Origin of the sequence: Flavobacterium saliperosum (genome assembly GCF_900100625.1) — a bacterium.
Lineage (GTDB): Bacteria > Bacteroidota > Bacteroidia > Flavobacteriales > Flavobacteriaceae > Flavobacterium > Flavobacterium saliperosum.
Genome location: NZ_FMTY01000003.1, coordinates 334,967 through 356,456, shown reverse-complemented (window position 1 = coordinate 356,456; position 21,490 = coordinate 334,967). Strand labels below are relative to the sequence as shown.

Annotated in this window: 22 protein-coding genes; 3 read left to right on the top strand and 19 right to left on the bottom strand. The window is 39.4% G+C overall.

Annotated features, from left to right (window positions below):
* Positions 1-2: 2 nt before the first annotated feature.
* From BLQ05_RS07960 to BLQ05_RS07950, 3 genes are all read right to left on the bottom strand, one after another.
* Positions 3-2,435: a TonB-dependent receptor gene (locus BLQ05_RS07960; protein ID WP_023577067.1), complete on the bottom strand. Its 2,433-nt coding sequence runs from the start codon at positions 2,433-2,435 to the stop codon at positions 3-5.
* Positions 2,436-2,547: 112 nt separating this feature from the next.
* On the bottom strand, positions 2,548-2,844 hold the full coding sequence (locus BLQ05_RS07955; RefSeq protein WP_035654702.1) for a DciA family protein: 297 nt from the start codon (positions 2,842-2,844) through the stop codon (positions 2,548-2,550).
* Positions 2,844-3,263: a lipocalin family protein gene (locus BLQ05_RS07950; RefSeq protein WP_023577068.1), complete on the bottom strand. Its 420-nt coding sequence runs from the start codon at positions 3,261-3,263 to the stop codon at positions 2,844-2,846. The genes BLQ05_RS07955 and BLQ05_RS07950 overlap by 1 nt, the downstream gene beginning before the upstream one ends.
* A gap of 102 nt (positions 3,264-3,365) precedes the next feature.
* Here BLQ05_RS07950 and BLQ05_RS07945 point away from each other — a divergent pair, with 102 nt between their 5' ends.
* Positions 3,366-4,442: a serine hydrolase domain-containing protein gene (locus BLQ05_RS07945; protein ID WP_023577069.1), complete on the top strand. Its 1,077-nt coding sequence runs from the start codon at positions 3,366-3,368 to the stop codon at positions 4,440-4,442.
* Between the two features lie 11 nt (positions 4,443-4,453).
* Here BLQ05_RS07945 and BLQ05_RS07940 read toward each other — a convergent pair whose 3' ends face one another.
* The 15 genes from BLQ05_RS07940 to BLQ05_RS07870 all read right to left on the bottom strand — a co-directional run bounded on the left by BLQ05_RS07940 (position 4,454) and on the right by BLQ05_RS07870 (position 16,485).
* Positions 4,454-4,636, bottom strand: coding sequence for a hypothetical protein (locus BLQ05_RS07940; protein WP_023577070.1), 183 nt, complete (start codon positions 4,634-4,636; stop codon positions 4,454-4,456).
* Positions 4,637-4,643: 7 nt separating this feature from the next.
* Positions 4,644-5,597 (bottom strand): signal recognition particle-docking protein FtsY, encoded by a 954-nt coding sequence (gene ftsY / locus BLQ05_RS07935; protein ID WP_023577071.1) that lies wholly within the window; start codon positions 5,595-5,597, stop codon positions 4,644-4,646.
* A 242-nt stretch (positions 5,598-5,839) separates the two neighbouring features.
* Positions 5,840-5,992 carry a DUF4295 domain-containing protein gene (locus BLQ05_RS07930; protein WP_023570098.1) on the bottom strand — a complete coding sequence of 51 codons (153 nt, stop codon included), beginning with the start codon at positions 5,990-5,992 and terminating at the stop codon, positions 5,840-5,842.
* 9 nt (positions 5,993-6,001) lie between these two features.
* Positions 6,002-6,184 (bottom strand): 50S ribosomal protein L33, encoded by a 183-nt coding sequence (gene rpmG, locus BLQ05_RS07925; RefSeq protein WP_035654704.1) that lies wholly within the window; start codon positions 6,182-6,184, stop codon positions 6,002-6,004.
* Between the two features lie 27 nt (positions 6,185-6,211).
* The gene (gene rpmB / locus BLQ05_RS07920) at positions 6,212-6,448 is read right to left on the bottom strand and encodes a 50S ribosomal protein L28 (protein WP_023577072.1); all 237 of its coding nucleotides are present in this window, start codon (positions 6,446-6,448) and stop codon (positions 6,212-6,214) included.
* Positions 6,449-6,527: 79 nt separating this feature from the next.
* Complete coding sequence (locus BLQ05_RS07915) at positions 6,528-7,775, bottom strand: competence/damage-inducible protein A (RefSeq protein ID WP_023577073.1); 1,248 nt, start codon at positions 7,773-7,775, stop codon at positions 6,528-6,530.
* Between the two features lie 180 nt (positions 7,776-7,955).
* The gene (locus tag BLQ05_RS07910) at positions 7,956-8,306 is read right to left on the bottom strand and encodes a hypothetical protein (protein WP_023577074.1); all 351 of its coding nucleotides are present in this window, start codon (positions 8,304-8,306) and stop codon (positions 7,956-7,958) included.
* Positions 8,307-8,318: 12 nt separating this feature from the next.
* Positions 8,319-8,663, bottom strand: a complete 345-nt coding sequence (locus tag BLQ05_RS07905) for an Hpt domain-containing protein (RefSeq protein ID WP_023577075.1) — start codon at positions 8,661-8,663, stop codon at positions 8,319-8,321.
* On the bottom strand, positions 8,664-9,275 hold the full coding sequence (locus BLQ05_RS07900; protein WP_023577076.1) for a fumarylacetoacetate hydrolase family protein: 612 nt from the start codon (positions 9,273-9,275) through the stop codon (positions 8,664-8,666). It lies immediately after the preceding gene.
* 79 nt (positions 9,276-9,354) lie between these two features.
* Entirely contained in the window at positions 9,355-10,128 is a 774-nt protein-coding gene (locus BLQ05_RS07895; protein ID WP_023577077.1) for a 3'-5' exonuclease, read from the bottom strand.
* Between the two features lie 97 nt (positions 10,129-10,225).
* Positions 10,226-11,818: a T9SS type A sorting domain-containing protein gene (locus tag BLQ05_RS07890; protein WP_162147785.1), complete on the bottom strand. Its 1,593-nt coding sequence runs from the start codon at positions 11,816-11,818 to the stop codon at positions 10,226-10,228.
* Positions 11,819-11,933: 115 nt separating this feature from the next.
* Positions 11,934-13,142, bottom strand: coding sequence for a hypothetical protein (locus BLQ05_RS07885; protein ID WP_023577079.1), 1,209 nt, complete (start codon positions 13,140-13,142; stop codon positions 11,934-11,936).
* A 194-nt stretch (positions 13,143-13,336) separates the two neighbouring features.
* Positions 13,337-14,659 (bottom strand): dihydrolipoamide acetyltransferase family protein, encoded by a 1,323-nt coding sequence (locus BLQ05_RS07880; protein ID WP_023577080.1) that lies wholly within the window; start codon positions 14,657-14,659, stop codon positions 13,337-13,339.
* A gap of 83 nt (positions 14,660-14,742) precedes the next feature.
* Complete coding sequence (locus tag BLQ05_RS07875) at positions 14,743-15,894, bottom strand: glycosyltransferase family 2 protein (protein ID WP_023577081.1); 1,152 nt, start codon at positions 15,892-15,894, stop codon at positions 14,743-14,745.
* A 72-nt stretch (positions 15,895-15,966) separates the two neighbouring features.
* Entirely contained in the window at positions 15,967-16,485 is a 519-nt protein-coding gene (locus BLQ05_RS07870) for a DUF4833 domain-containing protein (RefSeq protein ID WP_023577082.1), read from the bottom strand.
* A gap of 264 nt (positions 16,486-16,749) precedes the next feature.
* Here BLQ05_RS07870 and BLQ05_RS07865 point away from each other — a divergent pair, with 264 nt between their 5' ends.
* Positions 16,750-18,612 carry an ABC-F family ATP-binding cassette domain-containing protein gene (locus tag BLQ05_RS07865; RefSeq protein ID WP_023577084.1) on the top strand — a complete coding sequence of 621 codons (1,863 nt, stop codon included), beginning with the start codon at positions 16,750-16,752 and terminating at the stop codon, positions 18,610-18,612.
* A 143-nt stretch (positions 18,613-18,755) separates the two neighbouring features.
* Here the strand turns inward: BLQ05_RS07865 and BLQ05_RS07860 are convergent, their stop codons facing one another.
* Positions 18,756-20,306 carry an SDR family oxidoreductase gene (locus tag BLQ05_RS07860; RefSeq protein WP_035654733.1) on the bottom strand — a complete coding sequence of 517 codons (1,551 nt, stop codon included), beginning with the start codon at positions 20,304-20,306 and terminating at the stop codon, positions 18,756-18,758.
* A gap of 148 nt (positions 20,307-20,454) precedes the next feature.
* Between BLQ05_RS07860 and BLQ05_RS07855 the strand changes: the two genes are divergently transcribed.
* Complete coding sequence (locus tag BLQ05_RS07855; protein WP_023577086.1) at positions 20,455-21,276, top strand: O-methyltransferase; 822 nt, start codon at positions 20,455-20,457, stop codon at positions 21,274-21,276.
* The last annotated feature ends 214 nt before the right edge of the window (positions 21,277-21,490 follow it).

Sequence of the window (21,490 nt, the reverse complement as noted above, 5' to 3'; positions counted from 1 at the left end):
TCTTAAAATTTGTATTTTAAAGTCGCCATTACCTGACGTGGTGCAATTGGGTTCACACTGTAATTCTCATGAACGGTATAGTTCAATTCATTTGTGATATTGGACAATCGGCACAGGATAGAGAACTGTCTCCAAGTATATCCGGCAGAAACATCAATGGTAGTATACCCGCTGATTGGAATTTCACGATCACGGATAAAAATCTGATTCGTGTTTGGATCTTTGGCATAATCCCTGTTCCATCCTCCAATACGATCTCCGATATAATTTGCGATACTACCAAAGGAAAGTCCTTTTAATTTCCCTGAAGGAACAGTATAAAAGAAGCTTAAATTAGCGGTATGGGCAGGCGTTCTGGCAACACGGTCGCCTTCGATAAAACTTCCTACAATACCTTCCTCAGTATCCGAGAATCGCATGTCGTTATAACTGTATCCTGCAAGGATACTAAGTCCTTCAATCGGTTTCACGTTTACATCTACTTCAACCCCTTTACTTTTTGTTTCTCCAGACAAAATTTTCATTTGCGAATTTGAATTTACTGCACCCTCCGCATCAAATTCGGCCATTTGCGCTAAATTATTGTTTACAATTTGGTATAACGTAATGTTGGTTGTTAAAATTCCGTTCCAGAATTCTTTCTTAACCCCTACTTCGAATTGATCGATAATGGAAGCTTCTAACGGTTGTTTATCGATACCAATCCCTGTATTTGGCGTAAATGAGTTGGCATAACTGGCAAATAAGGAGGTGTTTTTGGTAGGCTGATACACTAATCCCGCTTTTGGTGAAAAAGCAGCATCGATACGTTTCGCGTCTTTTTTTGGATTTGGATCGTTTTCCGGCGTATATTCCTGAACTCCAGCCGTTAATTTTTCATTATAATTTATAGCCTGTGCTTCCTGCCAAGACCAACGAATACCGGCCAAAACTTTGAATTTATCGCTAAGACTGATTAAATCCTGCGCATATCCGCCAAAACGATTGGTTTCCGTTCTTACGATTTTTGAGTTTCTGGCACCTGTCATACTACCATTATCATTCTCATACGTTGATGGATCATAAATATTTATCTGATCGTAATTTGCTGTATCAAAAGCATACGTATACGCCTGACCAAAAGAGTAATCGGTATCAACACCCGTTGACAATTGGTGTTTTACGGAACCGGTCATAACTGTACCCTGAAGATTGAACTGCTGTGCTGTAATAAGTTCCGTGTTCTTGTTTTTTCCGTATGGTCGGTTCAACGTTCCATTCGCAGAGGGCTGAATACGTTCTGTACCTTCTGATTTTCTTCCGAAATCCTGTATCGAGGTATTGGAACTGAATTTCCAATTCTTGTGAAACTTATAACTGATTTGACCTGTGAATGTCGCCTGAGTCGTCAAACCGTTAGACCATTTTGCTCCCAAATAAGTGTTACGGGGCAAATCGACCAATTCTTTTCCTATGGCACCGGTACCGAAATCGGGAGTCCAATTGTCTCTCAAATAATCCCCTTGTAATAAAATATGGGTTTTTTTACTGACTTTAAATAGAAGGGATGGATTTACATAAATACGATCCCTTGTTACCACGTCTCTGAAACTTTCGGCGTTTTCATACGAACCAATGAATCGGTAAGCAATTGTTGAATTTAACGGCCCGTAAAAGTCGATGGTTGGTTTGTAAAAAGCATTACTTCCTGTCTGAAAAGAAACCGACCCTCCTTTACTGAAATAAGGTGTTTTCGTAACCATGTTGATGATACCACCAGGGGCAACATTTCCAAACAACAAAGCCGAACTCCCTTTCAAAGCTTCTACCTGCTCCAAAGAGGCCACTTCCGGCATCGAACCCGAATTGGAACGGAAGCCGTTTTTAAACATATTGTTGGCGCTCATATCGTATCCTCGGGACCAAAACGATTCCTGAGCACCACCACGGGCCGAACCTACGTAAACACCATTGACGTTTTTGATAACATCACTTAACCTAAGTGTTTGTTGCTGTTCCAAAGTCTTACTGTTAATTACCTGAATACTTTGCGGTAAATCAATCGTCTTGATACCAGCCTTACCATTGGCAAGGGTTCTGTTGACTACACTTCCGGAAACAATCACTTCGGATAACGTATTTTGGGATTCTGCCAAGGTTACTTTTGGAACAATAGTTACCGAATTTGAGGTTACCGTAACCTGAACCGATGAAGTGGTAAAACCGATGTGAGAAATAATAAGGGTGTAATTTCCGGGTTTTACATTGGAAATGTTATAATTCCCTCCTTTATCTGTTAACGTACTGAAACCAGCGTTTTGAGTAGCAACAGTAACCTTTTCCAAAGGGAAATTTTGCGAAGAAACAACAGTACCTTTAATTGATCCATTGCTTTGTGCGTATAATTGAAAAGTAAAAAAAAGAGCTGCGAATAAAAACTTGATAGGGCTTTTCATCTTTATAAAGCTTATTTAGATTGATTATATTTAATGCAAAACTAAATAAGGTTTATAAACTGTGCAAATTTATTTAGAATAAATAAAAATAAATTTATTTACATTTTTTTAACTACCTTAAAATCAATTCATTAACAATTTCTTTCCGTAATTCTTCATTGATCATTTTAATGATTTTATCCTTGCCGTAACTCAACTCTTCCCTTAAAACAGCCGATGAAAGTGCCACATAAAGGGTGCTTCCTTTGAGGAGTATCTCGGTAGTGTAATTATTCACGCCATTACCCATCAGGTTTTTCCAGGCATCGCGAACGTCAATTTTATCCATACCGGCCTGCAGCTTATTCTCCTGAATAAACTGTCTTAAAACATCGCCAATCGGACTTTCCTCGTTGAATCGTTTTGCCATTATTTCACAGAAAAAGGTTTTGGTTTTTTATAGTGATATTCAATATCCTGATCATTTTTGATGACTAATTTCTCTTCGGAAAGTGCAATGATTTCTTCTTTCCACTTAGCGTAGGGTGTAGCATAATTAAGAATGATGTCGCCTTCCCGATTCACTACTTCAATGTTTTCAGACAAATCATTCATCAGGTACGAACCGTCAAGTTGCGGCATTACTTTCTTTCGGAAGCCTTTCTTACCCTTGATTTCAAAAAAATCTATCGTGGTGTTTACCTTATATTCTTTTTTACTGCCATCGGGTAATTCGGCTTTTTCTATTTCCCAATAGCCGTTTATTTTCACCAACTCTTTTTCATCGATATGCTGTTTACAACCAGTAAAAAATAAGACAACAAGAATTATGGAAAAAACTTTTTTCATCGGATTTGAATTTTCACAAAGTTAATTGTAAAAACCATTCCGAAAAAACAAAACCGATTAAACTATTCGCTAATTTTAAAGTCCTATCCGAAATCTTAACAAATGAAAAACATCATTTTACCGATATTCATTCTGGCTCTCCTGTTGGGTTGCAATTCCGATTCCGATGTGGCAACAGAAAACCCTTCCCCCACACCCGAAGCAATGTATTTTCCGCCACTAACCGGAACTACCTGGGAAACGAAAAGCATCGCCGATTTAGGCTGGAATCCAGCAGCAGTAACGCCCTTAGAAACGTATTTGAATGACAAACACACCAAAGGCTTTATTATCCTTGTAAACGGCAGGATTGTTATGGAACGCTATTTTAACGGCCACGCCGCAACAGACAACTGGTATTGGGCGAGCGCCGGAAAAACATTAACCGCAACCATGACCGGAATCGCACAACAGGAAGGTTTTTTGAATGTCAATTCCAAAGTTTCCGATTATTTAGGAACGGGTTGGACCAGCGCTCCGACAGCAAAAGAAAATCTGATTACCTGTAAACATCTGTTAAGCATGACTTCTGGATTGGATGATGCTTTAGGTGATGATGTGTCCCCTGCAAATCTTCAATACGTAGCCGATGCCAACACACGATGGGCGTATCATAATGTTTATGTAAAACTTCAGGATGTAATTGCTTCCGCCAGTGGTTTGACATGGAATTCGTATTTCAATTCAAAATTAAGGGATCGCATAGGAATGAATGGGGTCTGGATTCCAAACGGCGATTTAAGCGTTTATTGGAGTACCACAAGAAGCATGGCGCGATTCGGGCTACTGGCTTTGAATAACGGGAACTGGAATGGTACGCAGATAGTAAATTCAGCTTATTTTCATGACGCTACCACCACATCGCAAAATATCAATCTTGCCTATGGTTATTTATGGTGGCTGAACGGAAAAGCGAGTTTCCATTTACCGCAAAGTCAATTGCAATTTCCGGGAAGTATTATTCCTTCCGGACCGAATGATATGTTTATGGCTTTAGGGAAAAACGATCAGAAGATCTATGTCATCCCGAGTAAAAAAATGGTGGTAATCCGAATGGGAGATGCAGCGGACAGTTCCAATATGGCACTCTCGGATTTTGACGAAGTAGTATGGCAAAAAATAAAGGCGCTATATGAATAACGCCTTTGTTTTTATTTTTTACTGAAGAATTGTATCAGTCCGTATAAAATAACGATAAATGCCAGCAGTCGCATTCCCATAAAAATACCGGGCATCTTTTTTTCCAAAAAATACGATAGCGCAATCAACAGCACACCAATAACTATAAAAGCTATGGGTGATTTCGATTTGAAAAACCGTATAACCTTCTCCATAAATATTTTATTTGAAGAAAGAATCCACAAACTCGTATTTGTTGAACACCTGCAAATCTTCGATACCTTCTCCCACTCCGATGTATTTTACCGGAATCTGGAACTGATCGGAAATCCCGATAACCACGCCGCCTTTTGCGGTGCCATCTAATTTTGTTACTGCCAAACACGAAACTTCGGTTGCGGCTGTGAATTGTTTTGCCTGTTCAAACGCGTTTTGTCCGGTAGAACCATCCAGCACCAATAACACATCGTGTGGGGCATCATCAATTACCTTTTGCATTACGCGTTTCACTTTGGTTAACTCGGCCATTAATCCCACTTTATTATGCAAACGTCCTGCGGTGTCAATGATTACCACATCGGCATTTTGCGCTACAGCAGATTGCAACGTATCAAAAGCAACGGAAGCTGGATCGCTTCCCATTTGCTGACGAACGATAGGCACGCCTACCCGATCCGCCCAAATCTGTAACTGATCGATTGCTGCAGCACGGAAGGTATCGGCTGCACCAAGCACTACGCTATGACCTGCTTTTTTGAATTGATAGGCCAATTTACCTATAGTTGTGGTTTTACCCACTCCGTTCACACCAACCACCATGATAACATAAGGCTTCTTGTTGGCAGGGATTTCGAATTCGGTGGCTTCACCGGAATTGGTTTCCGACAACAAACCGGCGATTTCCTCGCGAAGGATTTCGTTCAGTTCGTCGGTTCCTAAGTATTTGTCTTTGGAAACGCGTTCTTCGATGCGCTCGATGATTTTCAGGGTGGTGTTTACCCCTACATCGGAAGCGACAAGGATTTCCTCCAAATTATCCAGAACCTCATCGTCTACTTTTGATTTCCCGGCAACCGCTTTGGTCAGTTTGGAGAAAAAAGAAGCTTTTGACTTTTCAAGCCCTTTGTCTAAGGTTTCCTTTTTTTCGGAGGAGAATATTTTTTTAAAGAAATTCATTTTTTTAAAATTATGAATTATGAGTTATAAATTAAGTCTTAAAACCGATAGTCTTCCATAGCCCTGATGGGAGCGGTATCCTCGCAACGCAGTGGAGAGATAAAGCGGACAGCAGGAATTACCATTAAAGAAAGCCCACGCGTCCCGATAACTATCGGGAGGCTCCAAAATTTCAACAAATATAAAAAATAAAAAAGCTACTTCCGTATGAAAGTAGCTTTTCTATATATTGTATTATGGAATTATTTCTTGCTTAAGAAAGCATCCACTTCTTCTGGAGACATTACTGACTCAACGAAAGTATAAGCACCGGTTTTTGGTGATTTCACCATCTTGATAGCTTTAGTCAATCTTTTTGAAGCTGTCTGTAATGTTGCTACGGTTTTCTTTGCCATGACGTACTATTATTTAATTTCTTTATGAATAGTTACTTTCTTCAAGATTGGATTAAATTTTTTAATCTCTAATCTGTCCGGAGTATTCTTTTTGTTTTTAGTCGTAATGTAACGAGACGTTCCTGGAACACCAGACGTTTTGTGCTCAGTACATTCTAAAATTACCTGAATTCTATTACCTTTCTTTGCCATTGTGATATATTATTTAAGGTTACGGAATTATTTAACAAATCCGTTAGCTTTAGCTTCTTTCAAAACCGCAGCGATACCATTCTTATTAATCGTTTTTAAAGCAGATGTAGATATTTTTAAAGTTATCCATCTGTCTTCTTCAGGAATGTAGAAACGTTTCTTAACTAAGTTTACACTAAATTTTCTTTTAGTTTTATTCATAGCGTGAGAAACATTGTTTCCTACCATTGCTCTCTTACCTGTAAGTTCACAAACTCTTGACATTGTACTTATCTTTATATTCGTTATTCAAAATCAGGGTGCAAAGAAACAAAAAAGAAACCTATTACACAAACTATTTTAATTAGTTTTTTAAAATTTCTTTATAAATTTTCTCCAACGCTTTGTTGACTGCCCTGTCTATCACTTTTTCCCGCGGTTGTCCGAAGTTAAATTCTTCAGTTTCCACACCTTTGGGAGTCACAATAGCAACGATAACCGTACCCACTTCGGCATCGGAATCGCCTTTGTTCGGACCGGCATTTCCGGTGGTGGCAATCGCGTAATCGGTTTTCATTATTTTTTTAATATTCAGCGCCATGGCTTCGGCCACTTCCATACTAACCACCGAATGCGCATCAATTGTTTGCTGCGAAACCCCTAGAACATTCACTTTTGTTTCGGTAGCGTAACTCACAATACTGCCTTTAAAATAAGCCGATGATCCTGCCACCGAGGTTAACGTGGCCGCTATTTTTCCTCCGGTACAGCTTTCTGCCGTCGAAATCGTAAGTCCTTTTTCGGTAAATAATTTCCCTAAAACCACTTCGATACTTTCCCCGTCATCATAACCGATAATGGCTTCGTGAATGACTGCATCCAACTTCGCAACTTGTTCGGCAATTGCCTGATGTAAAAGCGCTTCGTCGGTTCCGCGAGCGGAAAGTCTCAAACGCACCTGACCGGCATTGGGCAAATAGGCCAGTTTTATGAATTCGGGTAAATTGTCTTCCCAAGATTCGATTTTTTCGGCCAAGGCACTTTCCCCGATACCGTAAGTGCGAATGGTCTTGTGCACAATATACGGCCGGTCAAATTTCGCTACCAGTCTGGGAATGACTTCATTTTCAACAAGGTGCTTCATTTCGAAAGGCACACCAGGTAAGGAAACAAAAACGGTATTCTCTTTTTCCATCCACATACCCGGAGCGGTTCCCACGGCATTAAACAACACCGTTGCCTTTGAAGGCACTAAAGCCTGATCTTTATTGAGTTGCGTGATAGGTCGCTTGAAGTAATTCTCAATCAACTCGGTTACATGTGCCAATACTTTAGCGTCAGTAACCAATTCGTCCTTAAAGTAATCGCAGAATGTTTTTTTGGTGATGTCGTCTTTGGTTGGCCCCAAACCACCGGTAATAATAACCACATCCGAATGGTTTTGAAGTTTTGCAAAGGTTTCTAAAATATGGAGTTTGTCATCAGTAATCGACAACATTTCATGTACGCCAATCCCTATTTTATCCAATGATTTGGCTATAAACCCCGAATTGGTGTCAATGATTTGTCCGATGAGTATTTCATCGCCAATAGTAACAATGGTTGCTTTCATTTTTCTGAAGTGATAAAGCCCAAAGATACTACCCTTAATTTAAAGAATCAAAGAAAATAGCAAGCACTCCCGGATTCAAAATGTAAACGCTGAAAAATGAAAATGAAAAGATAAAAAAATACTAGGGACGCAATACTTCGTCGATGATTTTAAGCGCCAAATGAAAAGATAAAAAAAATACTAGGGACGCAATACTTCGTCGATGATTTTAAGCGCCACCAGAAGCAGTATAAAAACACCCACCAATTTCAAATAAAGATGCATGAATTTTTGCTCCTCATTAAACACGGGATATTCCAGACATTCAGAAAGCACAATAATTTCATTACCCTCGGAAAAAGTTTCAAGAATTTCCTTGTCTTTATTCAACAGATAGTATTGTACTAAGGAACCGGAAAAAACATCAGGGACAGCGTCCACATAATAACTTACTCCTTTTCGGTTTAATTCCTCTTCAAACAAGTTAACGTCTTTTGTACGGACATCTACTTTAAAATGATCCCTGAATTTTACTCTGATGTCTTTAGGCATTGTATCTGAAAGTTAAATGTTGTAATCTTTTTTTACTTCTTTCAGGGCGTTGTCAATGTGTTCTTTTAAGCTTTTAAAAACTTCTTTAATCTCTTTTTTCTTGCCTTCGGATTTTGTCCACTCCATTATCTGAAGGTTTTCTTCATAGGCAGAATCCATTCCCAACAAATCCAGGGTAGGTTTGATTTTATGGGAAGAGGCGTATGTTTTTGGATAATCTTTCTCGTCTATACCTTCTTTCATGGATTTTAACTCCTGAGGTACTTCTTCAACGAAAAGATTAATAATTTGCTGTGCAAACTCGGTATCGTTATCCGAGATTTCATAGACTTTTGATAAGTTATAATGTAATGCCATCTACTTTACCTGTATTCTAAAAAGTTGTTGTCCTTCAATAAAACCTTCCAAAACGTCATTCGGTTGCACTTTAGCCACTCCAGCCGGGGTTCCTGTGAAAATCACGTCGCCTGTTTTTAAGGTGAAATATTGCGAAACAAAAGCAATCAATTCGTCAATTTTCCACAACATATGACTGGTGTTTCCGCTTTGAACTGTCTTTCCGTTGTTGGTTAACTCAAAGTTAATATTTTCCAGCGAACTGAATTTTTTTTTCGATAAAAAGTCACTTATTATCGCTGAATGGTCAAATGCTTTGGCTTTTTCCCACGGAAGTCCTTTGCTTTTCAATTCGGATTGCAAATCACGAGCCGTAAAATCGATTCCCAATCCGATTTCATCATAGTATTTGTGTGCGAATTTCGGATCGATGTACTTTCCCACCTTATTGATTTTTACCAAAATTTCCACTTCGTGATGTACGTCGTTACTAAACTCGGGAATCACAAAAGGGGTTTGTTTCGGCAAAATGGCGGTGTCCGGTTTCATGAAAATGACCGGTTCGCTCGGGCGTTCGTTTTGGAGTTCGGAAATATGGTCGGCGTAATTCCGACCGATGCAGATTATTTTCATTCGTTTTAGTTACTAAGTTACTGAGTCGCTAAGTTTGGCATTGAGTTCCCAACTGAAACTGCGACTGAAAACTCATTTATTACTGTTTTGTATTCAGTTTTCGGAGCTTGATTGCCGTTAACACCTTTTTGGTATATAATGGGAAATCCGCATTTTGAATCCAGCCGAAATAGCCCGGTTCTTTATCAAGGACTTCATCCACTAAGGCCCCTTTGTGTTTCCCGAACGTGAAAATTTCCTGACCTTCCGCATTGAGCGCAATAAATCCGGCAAAATCCACCGATTTTTTACGGGTGGTGAATTCCGACAACGTTTTCATGTCGTTTTCCAACTCAGGATAACGTTCCAATTGCGCTTTTAGTATCTCGTAGGTCGCCAAGGTATCCGCTTCGGCACTGTGGGCGTTCTCCAGACTTTGTCCGCAATAGAATTTATAGGCGGCACTCAGGGTTCTTTCTTCCATTTTATGGAAAATTGTCTGCACATCTACCGAAACACGGTTTTTCATGTCGAAATCCACCTCGGCGCGCAATAACTCTTCTGCCAATAATGGAATATCGAATCGGTCCGAATTGAATCCGGCCAAGTCGGAATCCTTAATCATGTTGTGAATTTGCGAGGCCAATTCCTTAAAAGTGGGCTCATTGGCCACTTTCTCGTTGCTGATTCCATGAATGGCAGTGGCTTGTGGCGGAATGGGAATGGTTGGGTTTACCAGCCAGGTTTTGCTTTCTTTATTTCCGTTTGGGTATATTTTTACAATTGCGATTTCCACTATTCGGTCTTTGGCCACATCAATTCCGGTCGTTTCAAGATCAAAGAAACAAATAGGTCTGTTAAGTTTTAATTCCATTATACTTTATTATGTACTACAAATATAGTTGAATCGGAATCATTTCAAAACAAAAACCCGCCGGAGACTGACAGGTTCTTATTTATTTACAATTATTTTACTTAACAATTTTAATATTGACAGTATTCGTTCCGTTGGAGATTGTTAAAAAATAAATACCTCGCGATAAATTGTCAGGCATTTCTAATTTTCGGGAATTGAATCCGGATTGAAATTCTTGATTCTTCAATAAATTCACTATTTTTCTACCATCATTACCATACAAGTCAATGGATAATTCTTCGGATTGCTTGAGCGTAAAATCAATCGTCACAGTTTCCCCGACAGGATTAGGGTAAAGCAAGAAAGTAGACTTGTTGTTAAATTGAGGAATGGATAAATTCTGATCCGGATTATATCGCAAAACTGCAGCGCGGGGATGGGTAGAAAACCAAGCATTACTAAAAGTCGCTCCGACAAGAATTTTACCATCGGATTGAATGGCCAATTTATCATCTAAAACACGATGGTTTTCAATGGCTGTGATAATATATCCGTTTTGACCAAAATCCAAATCCAGGTATCCATTAGTATCATAACAGCCAATCATAACCGCTGTAGGTGTTGGGTTGTCGCTGGGAGAAGGATTAACACTCGTTTCATAAATTCCGGCAACGATCAGCTTACCGTTTGGCAATTGTTTTATTGAGAACACTCTAAGAATCGGATAGTCTATTGTTGTAATCCCACCATTACCGAAAGTTCTGTCTAAACTGCCATCCACATTTAATCGCATTATTCTGTTTATGGATTCCACTGCATGACTTGAACTTGAAAAAATCAATTTCCCATCGGGCTGAATTAAGAGGTCGTAGAAATAATCGTTATAACTGTAATCAAAAACCTTAATTCCTGCATCTCCGAAAGTTGAATCTAAACTACCGTCATCATCAAACCGCAACAGTATGATGTTACTACTGTAATCATCAACGTCATCGCTTCTGACTAAACCACAGATCATCATTTTACCATCATCCTGAATCACAAGATGTTGTACTGAAATTTTTGATTGAACCAATGAAAACTCAACTGTCCCATTAGTTCCAAAACCAACATCCAACTGACCGTCTGCGCTGTATCTCTCAATTTTAAAATTGGGGGAAAACCCAACATAATCAGGCATTTTAGCGACCACAATTTTATCATTTAACCGAATTGAAAATGATTTTATAGTATTTACCGTATCCATTACGGTTCCATTTACTCCAAAAGAGTTGTCAACAGAGCCATCTGCATTATAACGGATTAAATAACTAAACGATGAATCATAATTACCCTCAACGGAACTGGCTATAATTTTCCCATCGGACTGAAGTTGAACGGCTCCTATACTATTATCGACATTACTTTCAATAAATCCATTTGTTCCAAATGCTGGATTCAAAGTCCCGTCTGAGTTGTATTGGTTAATAATATATCTTTGATTGGGTCCGTGCTGGTGGAAATTCGAACCCGTAATAAACTTACCATCGGGCTGAAAAACAATTGTTTTGAATTCAGACTCAAAATTCGCTCCCGTAAGGGTATCGGTATAATTCTGAAAAATAATTCCGTTACTTCCGAAAGTATCATCCAGGTATTCCTGTTGTGCAAATAAAGCAGTAAAAAAAAGAGATAGAGCAGTTACGAAGAGCATAGTAATTTTTTTCATAACCATAAATATTTGATAACCACTAATTTACGAATTTAAAAAACATAAAAACCTCATTTCTGCAAATAAAAAAAGACCTCAAAAAATGAGGTCTTTACAAATAATTTTAACTTGCTTATAAAAACATCCTTACTTGCCAAGCAACCTGTAAAGACATTTTATCGACAGTCATAGTTCTACCATTACTACCGTCAATTGCAAAACATAATGAACTTGAAAAATGCGAAGAACTTAACAAGACATCTGAGCCAAAATCCAATTGCCCGGTATATTTTAATTTATACATTTCTTTCAATTCATCAATCGAAGGTAAAAACCAATCGTTTTTCCCGTTTAAAAGGGTTGTCTGGCACGCCGTTGCTGCAACATTTGGATAATTACAAGAGTAACTGATTAAATGTGAATTATACCGTCCGTCTCCAATTCCGTTTTTAATTGCCGGATAGAAACTATAACCACATGCTGAATTGCTCCAACTAAAATGATTATTATTAGCAGCCGTAAGTTTTGCAGGCGCCGCTTCTAAATATCGCCATGCATTACTTCCCATTCCTAAAACGGTCCCCATATCGAAAAACACATACCCTCCAGAACCATTAATATATCCAGCTGTCCTAAAAGATGTTTCATTGCCATAATAATAGACTCCATTAAGCTTTACATAACTTCTTAAATAATAAATAGTATTGGAATTAACATAATAAAACGGAAACATATCATTTCCCTCGACCGAAATCGTAAAATTACCCGAACCGGTATTTGAGTCGACAATAATCCTATCGGCAATCGTTGGATCGTGATTGGTACCGTAACAAACACCTCTTTCTGTATTTGATGAAAAAATACTTCCAACGTTCGCATCAACCTGAAAACCTGTAACAGAGATATTTTTCGCCCAATTGGTCGTTAATGAAACAGGAATTTGAAAAGAAACTTGATTTCCATATTTAACCTCATTGGTAGATATTTTTCTGACAAACGCTTTTATATAATAAGTCTGTCCAACAATAAAATTAGGAATGACATTATTGAAATTTTCTTCATTTATCTGATAAGAATAATCAATATTATTGAAAACCGTCGGATTGATGGTACTACTATAACAAATACCAACCTGATATTCATTAGTATCTGAAACGTCCATTGATGCTTTTCCACCGGAAGTAAAACTTAAATTATCAGCTACAAAAACTGCCTGCTTCGTTACAATTGTTAGAGCATTAAAACCAGACGGTCCATCAACTACTGTTTCTTCATCTTTACTACAAGACACCAGTACAACTAAGGCATAGAATAACGAAAAAAACACTTTAAAATTTTTCATACTTATTTTTACAGTTTAGGAGTATACTCTCTTGATATCCTTTTTATTTTTTAAACTTTTGCACTATAATAACCCACTAACAGGCCTTGTCTATCCCGACAATTTTCGATTTCTATACAGATTCACTAGAAAAAGAAATAAAAAACGATTAGAAATATCTAACCGTTTTTTTACAATATATTCAATAATCTATTTTAGAAATCTCTGTTTACATCAAATGCTTCTAAATAATCGGCAACGCGTTTTACGAAACTTCCTCCTAAGGCTCCATCCACCACTCGGTGATCATACGAATGCGATAAGAACATTTTCTGACGGATTCCGATAAAATCCCCTTCCGGCGTTTCAATAACTGCAGGCACTTTGCGAATCGCACCCAACGCTAAGATTCCCACTTGCGGCTGGTTGATAATCGGTGTTCCGAAAACAGAACCGAAAGTTCCCACATTCGTCACCGTATAGGTTCCACCCTGAGTATCGTCCGGTTTCAGTTTCCCTGCTTTTGCACGGTTTCCTAAATCGTTTACTGCTTTTGCCATACCCACCAGGTTCAATTGGTCTGCATTTTTGATTACAGGAACAATAAGGTTTCCGTTTGGCAAAGCTGCTGCCATTCCCAAGTTGATGTTTTTACGTTTGATGATAAAATCACCGTCCACCGAAATGTTCATTCCCGGGAAATCTTTCAAGGCTTTTGCCACCGCCTCCATGAAGATTGGCGTGAACGTTAATTTCTCCCCTTCTCTCTTTTCGAAAGCGTTTTTCACTTTGTCTCTCCATTTCACGATGTTGGTTACATCCACTTCAATGAACGACTGTACGTGAGCCGAAGTTTGTACCGACGCCACCATGTATCCGGAAATCAGCTTACGCATTCTGTCCATTTCCACGATTTCGTCGCCACCGTTTACAGAAACCGGAGCTGCTTTAGCTGCGCTCAGTTCGGCAGAGCCTCGGGTTGGCGCTTCTGCTGCTGCTTTTGGTGCCGGAGTTACCGGAGTTGCAACCGCTGCCGGTTGACTTCCTCTATTTTTAACGTAATTTAAGATGTCTTCTTTGTTTACACGGCCGTCTTTTCCGGAACCCTGAATGGATTCCAATTCAGCCAATGAAATTCCTTCTTCTTTAGCGATGTTTTTCACCAATGGCGAGAAGAATTTGTCCGAATCCGAGAAATCTGCCGGAGCTGCTGTTTCTTTTGCCGCTTCCACTGTTTTGGCTACTTCAGCAACCGGAGCCGCCACTGCTTCAGCCTTTGGAGCTTCCACTGCACCACCTTCCGTTTCAATGATGGCGATAGTTTGTCCCACCTGCACCACATCGTCCGTATTGAAAAGAATTTCAACAAGTGTTCCTGCCACTTCGGAAGGCACTTCACTGTCTACCTTATCAGTAGCAATTTCAAGTACTGCTTCGTCCATTTCAATTTTATCTCCAACTTTCTTCAACCAGTTGGTTACCGTTGCTTCAGCAACACTTTCCCCCATTTTGGGTAATTTCAATTCAAACTTTGCCATATCTTTAAACTAAAGTTGTGTTTTCGTCTTTGGTTTGCAAAATTAACAAATTTTCATTCTGCATACCACGAATACAGTAATTTTTATTTGTTCAATACAATTATTTCGCCCCGATCATCACTGTGATTACTACCAATCAGAAAGTCAGTACGTTGCGGACGTATTTTAAATGTAAATCCTTTGTTCTTATTCCATCCGATAAATTTAATGATTGCTGAAAAGGAAAAAGCGGAATTATCCAGTACGATTTCTACTTTTCTTCCTGTGGCTTCCGGCAATGCGCTGTTCACATCTGACATCAAAACTACCGGTATTCGCAAATGGTTTTCCAATGATTCTCTCAACATTTCATCTTGGGAAAACAACCAATATTCATCAACAGTTCGGTTGATTTTCTTAGCTTGATTTTTCTTAAATAAAGCAAACGCAAAAGCGCCCACACGCATTAAAACATCAAACACAAACGAGCCTCCAAAATGCTTTTTGTAGAAAAACTGCATCGCTTCCCGAAAACGCTTCATATAGGTTTCGTCGCGCACCGTACTTTCTCCTTTATAATGAATCACCGATGTTTCGTGGAAATAGTAATTCGATTTATCCGATTTCAACACCATATAACTCAGATCGATATCGTCCGAATACATGAAACAGTTTTCGTCAAATCCACCCACTTCGAGATACAAATCGCGTCGCATCACCATAAAAGCCCCTACCAAAATATCCGTTTTACCGGTTTGGTTTTCCGATAGATGCTGCGCGTAATACTTATTAAAAAGATTGGAATTGGGAAACAGTTTATACAAGCTAAAGATTTTGGTGAAAGCGACCCAAGGTGTTGGTATGCCACGTTTGCATTCCGGCAGAAAATTTCCGGTGCCGTCGATGAGTTTGCAGCCTACGATTCCCAAATCCTGCTTTGATTTTGCGAAAGCTAGGACTTTTTCAAAGGTATCTTCAGCAACGACGGTATCGGGATTTAGTATGCAGAGGTATTCGCCTTTGGCTGCTGCCACTCCTATATTATTGCCTTTCGGAAAACCGAGATTGGCATTGTTTTCGATGAGTGTTACGTTGGGAAAACGCTGTTTCATCATGGCACAACTCTCATCCGACGATAAGTTATCCACAACAATGATTTCGCCTTCAATGTGTTCCAGCGCTTTCTGTACGCTCAAAACGCACTGTTCGAGAAAATAACGGACATTGTAATTAAGGATGATTACTGATAACTGCATGAAGCAAATATAACAGGAAAATTTGTCAATTCTAAAAATTACGGCTACAGAAGAAATGGGCTTGCTTATTTTTTACAGATAGAAGCGTTCTTTCATTTCGCCGTTCCCAATCTCGTTGTTTCCGTAGAAATCAATAAAATCTATTTTGGGTTTGACCGATTTGGTGGCCGATTTAGTGATAAACATCCGTCTGACAATCATTTTCTTTCCGTTAACGATGGTTTTTACCTGTGGTTTCCCTTTTGAATCCAATTCGAGATACAGTTTCTTTTCGGGATAGGCAACCAGCGTAAACTCGTAGTGACTTTCTTTTATTTTTTTAAACGTAATTCCGTAAGCAAACTTTCGCTGCATACTGCTCAACTCTTCCTTTACCCCACCCTTTGTATAGGCAATCCTGTAAATTCTGATAGGCTCAATATCGTTAACCTTGTTGTTTTCGGAAAAATTAACATCGTATACAAAAGTATTATGATTGTCACTGTGCTGAATGTAAAACAAACGTTCGTCCGCATCCGGAGGAATGGGATATCCTTTTTGGGCCAACCCAATAACATGACTGAAAACCAGCAATAAAAGTATTTTTTTCATTCCGTTTCCTCCATTGTTTTAACCATACAAAGGTACTTAATAATTGATTGCGGGTTGTTTGAAATCCGACAGAAGGAAAATTGTTTCGGTAAAAAACACAAAAGACATTTCCCGAATAGCCCCGATGGGAGCGGTATCCCGCCTTAGCGGATAAAGCGGACAGCGGGAAAACGGTTTCCAAAAACATACCAAGCCATTCGCTTCAAAACCTCACCATTTTTAATTCGCAATATAATAGCGTACTTTTGCAGAAAATTTAGCATTGTGAATTACCTTTCAGTAGAAAACATATCAAAATCGTTTGGCGAAAGAACCTTGTTCAAAGACATTTCGTTCGGGATTAACAAAGACCAGAAAATCGCTTTTATTGCCAAAAACGGTTCGGGAAAAACCTGTATTATGAAAATCATAAACGGCGAGGACGAACCCGATACAGGACAAGTGGTAGTGCGCAAGGACATCAAAATGGCGTTTTTGTCGCAGGACCATAATTTGCAGGACGAACTGACGATTGAGGAAAGTATTTTCGCTTCGGACAATGAAATTCTGAAAGTAATCGAGCAATACGAAAAAGCGTTGGAACATCCGGAAGACGAAGAAGCATATCAAAAAGCTTTCGACAACATGGACCGTCACAATGCGTGGGATTTTGAAACGCAATTCAAACAGATTTTGTTCAAATTGAAGTTGGAAGACTTTAAACTGAAGGTAAAAAACCTTTCGGGTGGACAGAAAAAACGTCTGTCGCTGGCGATTATTCTTATCAGTCGCCCCGACTTATTGATTTTGGATGAGCCTACGAATCACTTGGATTTGGAAATGATCGAATGGTTGGAAAGTTATTTTGCCAAAGAAAATATTACGTTGTTCATGGTAACGCACGACCGTTTCTTTTTGGAGCGTGTTTGTAACGAAATCATCGAATTGGACAACGGAAAATTATACCAATACAAAGGAAATTACTCTTACTATTTAGAGAAAAAAGAAGAACGCATCACTTCGGAAAATGCGAGTATCGATAAGGCACAGAATCTTTTCGTCAAGGAATTGGCTTGGATGCGTCGTCAGCCGAAAGCGCGTACGACCAAATCGAAATCGCGTCAGGATGATTTCTACGTAATCAAGGAAAAAGCGGAAAGCCGTAGAAAAGAGAATGTGGTCGAGTTGGAAATTAACATGGAGCGTATGGGTAGCAAGATTATCGAGCTTCACAAGATTTCAAAGAAGTTTGGCGACCATGTGATTCTGGACAATTTTAGTTTTGACTTTCAACGTGGTGCACGAATTGGCATCATCGGGAAAAACGGAACCGGAAAATCGACGTTCTTAAACCTGTTAACCGGAACCATTCCGCTTGACGGAGGAAAAGTGGTGGTTGGAGACACGATTAAAATCGGTTATTATACGCAAAGCGGTATCAATCCGAAACCGGGACAACGTGTAATTGACATTATTAAAGAATACGGTGAATACATTCCGCTGGCGAAAGGACGCATTATTTCGGCTTCGCAATTGTTGGAGCGTTTTCTTTTTGATTCAAAAAAGCAATACGATTTCGTAGAAAAACTAAGCGGTGGTGAATTGAAACGTTTGTATTTGTGTACGGTTTTGATTCAGAATCCGAACTTCCTGATTCTGGATGAGCCGACAAACGATTTGGATATCGTAACACTAAACGTATTGGAAAGTTTCCTTTTGGATTATCCGGGGTGCTTGTTGGTTGTAAGTCACGACCGTTATTTCATGGACAAAATCGTGGATCATTTATTCGTATTCCGAGGTCAGGGTGAGATTGAAAACTTCCCTGGAAATTACTCCGATTTCAGAGCGTATGAAGACAGTGCCGATGTAGCACAGAAAGAGGAAAACAAAGCTGAAAAGAAAGACTGGAAACAGCAAAATAATACTTCGGGTTTATCGTTTAACGAACAGAAGGAATTTCAAAAAATCGAACGCGAAATCAAAGAGTTGGAGCTGAAGAAAAAAGAAATCGAGCAATTGTTTTCGGACGGGAAAGTGGCCGATGCGGATATTGAGAAGAAAGCGAACGAATTGCAGAATGTGATTAAGAAGATGGAAGAGAAAGAAGAGCGCTGGTTTGAACTTTCCGCTAAGATTGAAGGGTAAATCAGTGTTCAGTTAGCAGTTAGCAGTTAGCAGTTAGCAGTTAGCAGTTAGCAGTTAGCAAAGTAAAAACTAAAGCTGATAGATAAAGCAAAAACCACAATAGAATCAAATTTCATTGTGGTTTTTTATTTGGTAACAGCGTATTACCAAGCTATCGGCACGTAATCTTTCAAAAATTTCCCGCTCCAGTGTTTTCCCGTATTGATTCCATCGAACAAAGGATCCATCACTCTTGCAGCACCATCCACAATGTCTAACGGCGGCTGAAAATCTTCTTCTTCCTGTTTTCTTTTTGCCATTTCGGCCGGATCTTCATCGGTAACCCAACCGGTATCTACCGCATTCATAAAAATGCCCTGTTTTGCCAATTCACCTGCAGCCGTGTGGGTTAACATATTCAGGGCCGCTTTAGCCATATTGGTGTGTGGATGACGGGCATCTTTATAGCCATGATAAAACTTGCCTTCCATCGCCGAAACATTGATAATGTGCTTTTGTCCCGTGTTGTCCTTCTTCATCACTTCCGCAAGGCGATTACACAACACAAAAGGTGCTACAGCATTCACAAGCTGCACCTCTATCATTTCAGTCGTTTCTATTTCACCCAGTTTTAAACGCCAGCTGTTGGTTTTTCTTAAATCGACTTGTTGTAAATCGGCATCCAATTGTCCTTCCGGAAAAACTTCATTCGCCACTAACGCGTTATCGAAAGAATATGGAATTTGAGACAATTTAGCCGAAGCCCGCAACCCGATTCCCGGCTCCGGTCCGTGCCAGGTTACCGGCATATTCTGATTGGAAGAAGCTCCGGAGGTCAGTACTTTTAACTCCTGTAAACAATCGGTATGATCCACTAACAGGTCTTGGACTTGTTTTGACAACGATGCAACCGGTCGTTCTTCATTCTCCATTAAATGCGTATAAAATCCGGCTGGGCGTCGTACGGTTTGCGCTGCATTATTGATAAGAATATCCAATCGCCCGTATTTCTGTTCAATAAAATTGCAGAAAATCTCTACGCTGGGAATATGACGTAAATCCAGTCCGTGAATTTTTAACCGATGTCCCCATTCCATAAAATCCGCTTCCTTGGCAAAACGTATGGCAGAATCTACCGGAAAACGGGTAGTCGCGATAACGGTTGCCCCGCCGCGTAAAAGCATCAGTGTAATGTGGTATCCGATTTTTAAACGGGAACCGGTAATAACTGCAATTTGTCCTTTGACATTTGCCGTCTGAAAACGTTTGGCATAATTAAAATCGCCGCAATCGGTACACATGGTATCGTAAAAATGGTGTAGTTTAGTGAAAGAGGTCTTGCAGACATAACAATTTCTGGGCGTTTCTAACTCCAATTGTTCTTTATTGGCAAGATCTGTTGGCGCCAGTAATTTCGGAGCAATAAAGATACTCGCTTCACGCGCATGACGGATTCCGGTTTCTTTACGAGCGGTTTTGTCTGCGTTTTCCTTTTTACGTTTGGCGACTAGTCTTCCGTCCTTTTTTCTGCGGGAAAGCTCATCGCGATCCGGTCTGGAGAATTGTCCTGCGGCTTTAATCAATGCGGTTCGCTGCTCTTTCGGAATATCAAATATCTGGTCGGTATCGGTAGTTAATTGCGTCAATAGCGCAATGCATTTGTCAATTTCCTCCGAAGTTATGGCCTTCAAATTTTCGGTTTCATCCTTCTTCATCATAAAAAACAAGTATCAATCCTGGCAAAACGGCCAAGGCTGCAAATATAGTTTTTAAATCTGGTTTCAACTTTTTACTGTAAACGATTCAATGTTTCTGAAATGGCTTCGTATCTTCGCCCCGTTTTTGTGAAACATTGTTATAACTATGCTATTTCAAATCAAAGCTTACTTTAATTTCCTTTGGAATTCCAAAAATCAACACGGAGTGCATTCACCCTTCGTGTATAGTTTGGTAACGAAATGTTTTTATGACCGAAAATCGAAACCGGACCCGAGCGAGAGCGAACTGGCGAAGCAATATAAAATTCTGAAAGCCTATCGAAACGAATTACTCCGCAATAAAAACACAATTGAAGTTACCGATTTTGGAGCCGGATCACGCGTTTTCAAGTCCAATACGCGTCAGATTTCCAAAATCGCACAAACCGCCGGAATCACTTCGAAACGGGCAGAACTGTTGTACCGAATCGTCAATTATTTCCAACCGGATAACATACTGGAAATCGGAACCTCTTTAGGACTGGCCACTGCTGCCCTTTCCTTGGGAAATCCGAAAGCAAAAATCATCACGTTGGAAGGTTGTCCGCAAACGGCAGGTCAGGCACAATTGCAGTTTCAAAAGTTTAATTTTAATAATGTTGAATCCGTTGTAACTGAATTTACCGAATACTTCAAAAACAGGCAACTGATACCGATAGCTATCGGGACGGAACACTACCAACTGATCTATTTCGACGGTAATCATTCCAAAAAGGCCACTTTAGACTATTTTGAACTTCTTTTACCCACAATTACCAACGAAACGGTGTGGATTTTCGACGACATTCATTGGTCGGCCGACATGGAAGCCGCCTGGGAAATCATCAAAAACCATCCTAAAGTGACCGTTACGATAGATACTTTTCAATGGGGCTTGGTTTTCTTTAGATACGAGCAGGAGAAAGAACATTTTACCATCAGAACCTAACCCGACAGACACACTATTTTAACAAAGATATAACATCTTTCAATGAATATAATTTACTGAAAATCAATAACTTTAAATTGCTTTAAGTCGCATCTGCAGATGATTACAGCAAATACTTTTTTTAGGCTTCCCGTCTTATCAACGGGGAGCTTTTTTATTTCCCTGTAACAAAAAGTGAAAATTTTCTACTTATAACTGTATAAAAATTCGTTTT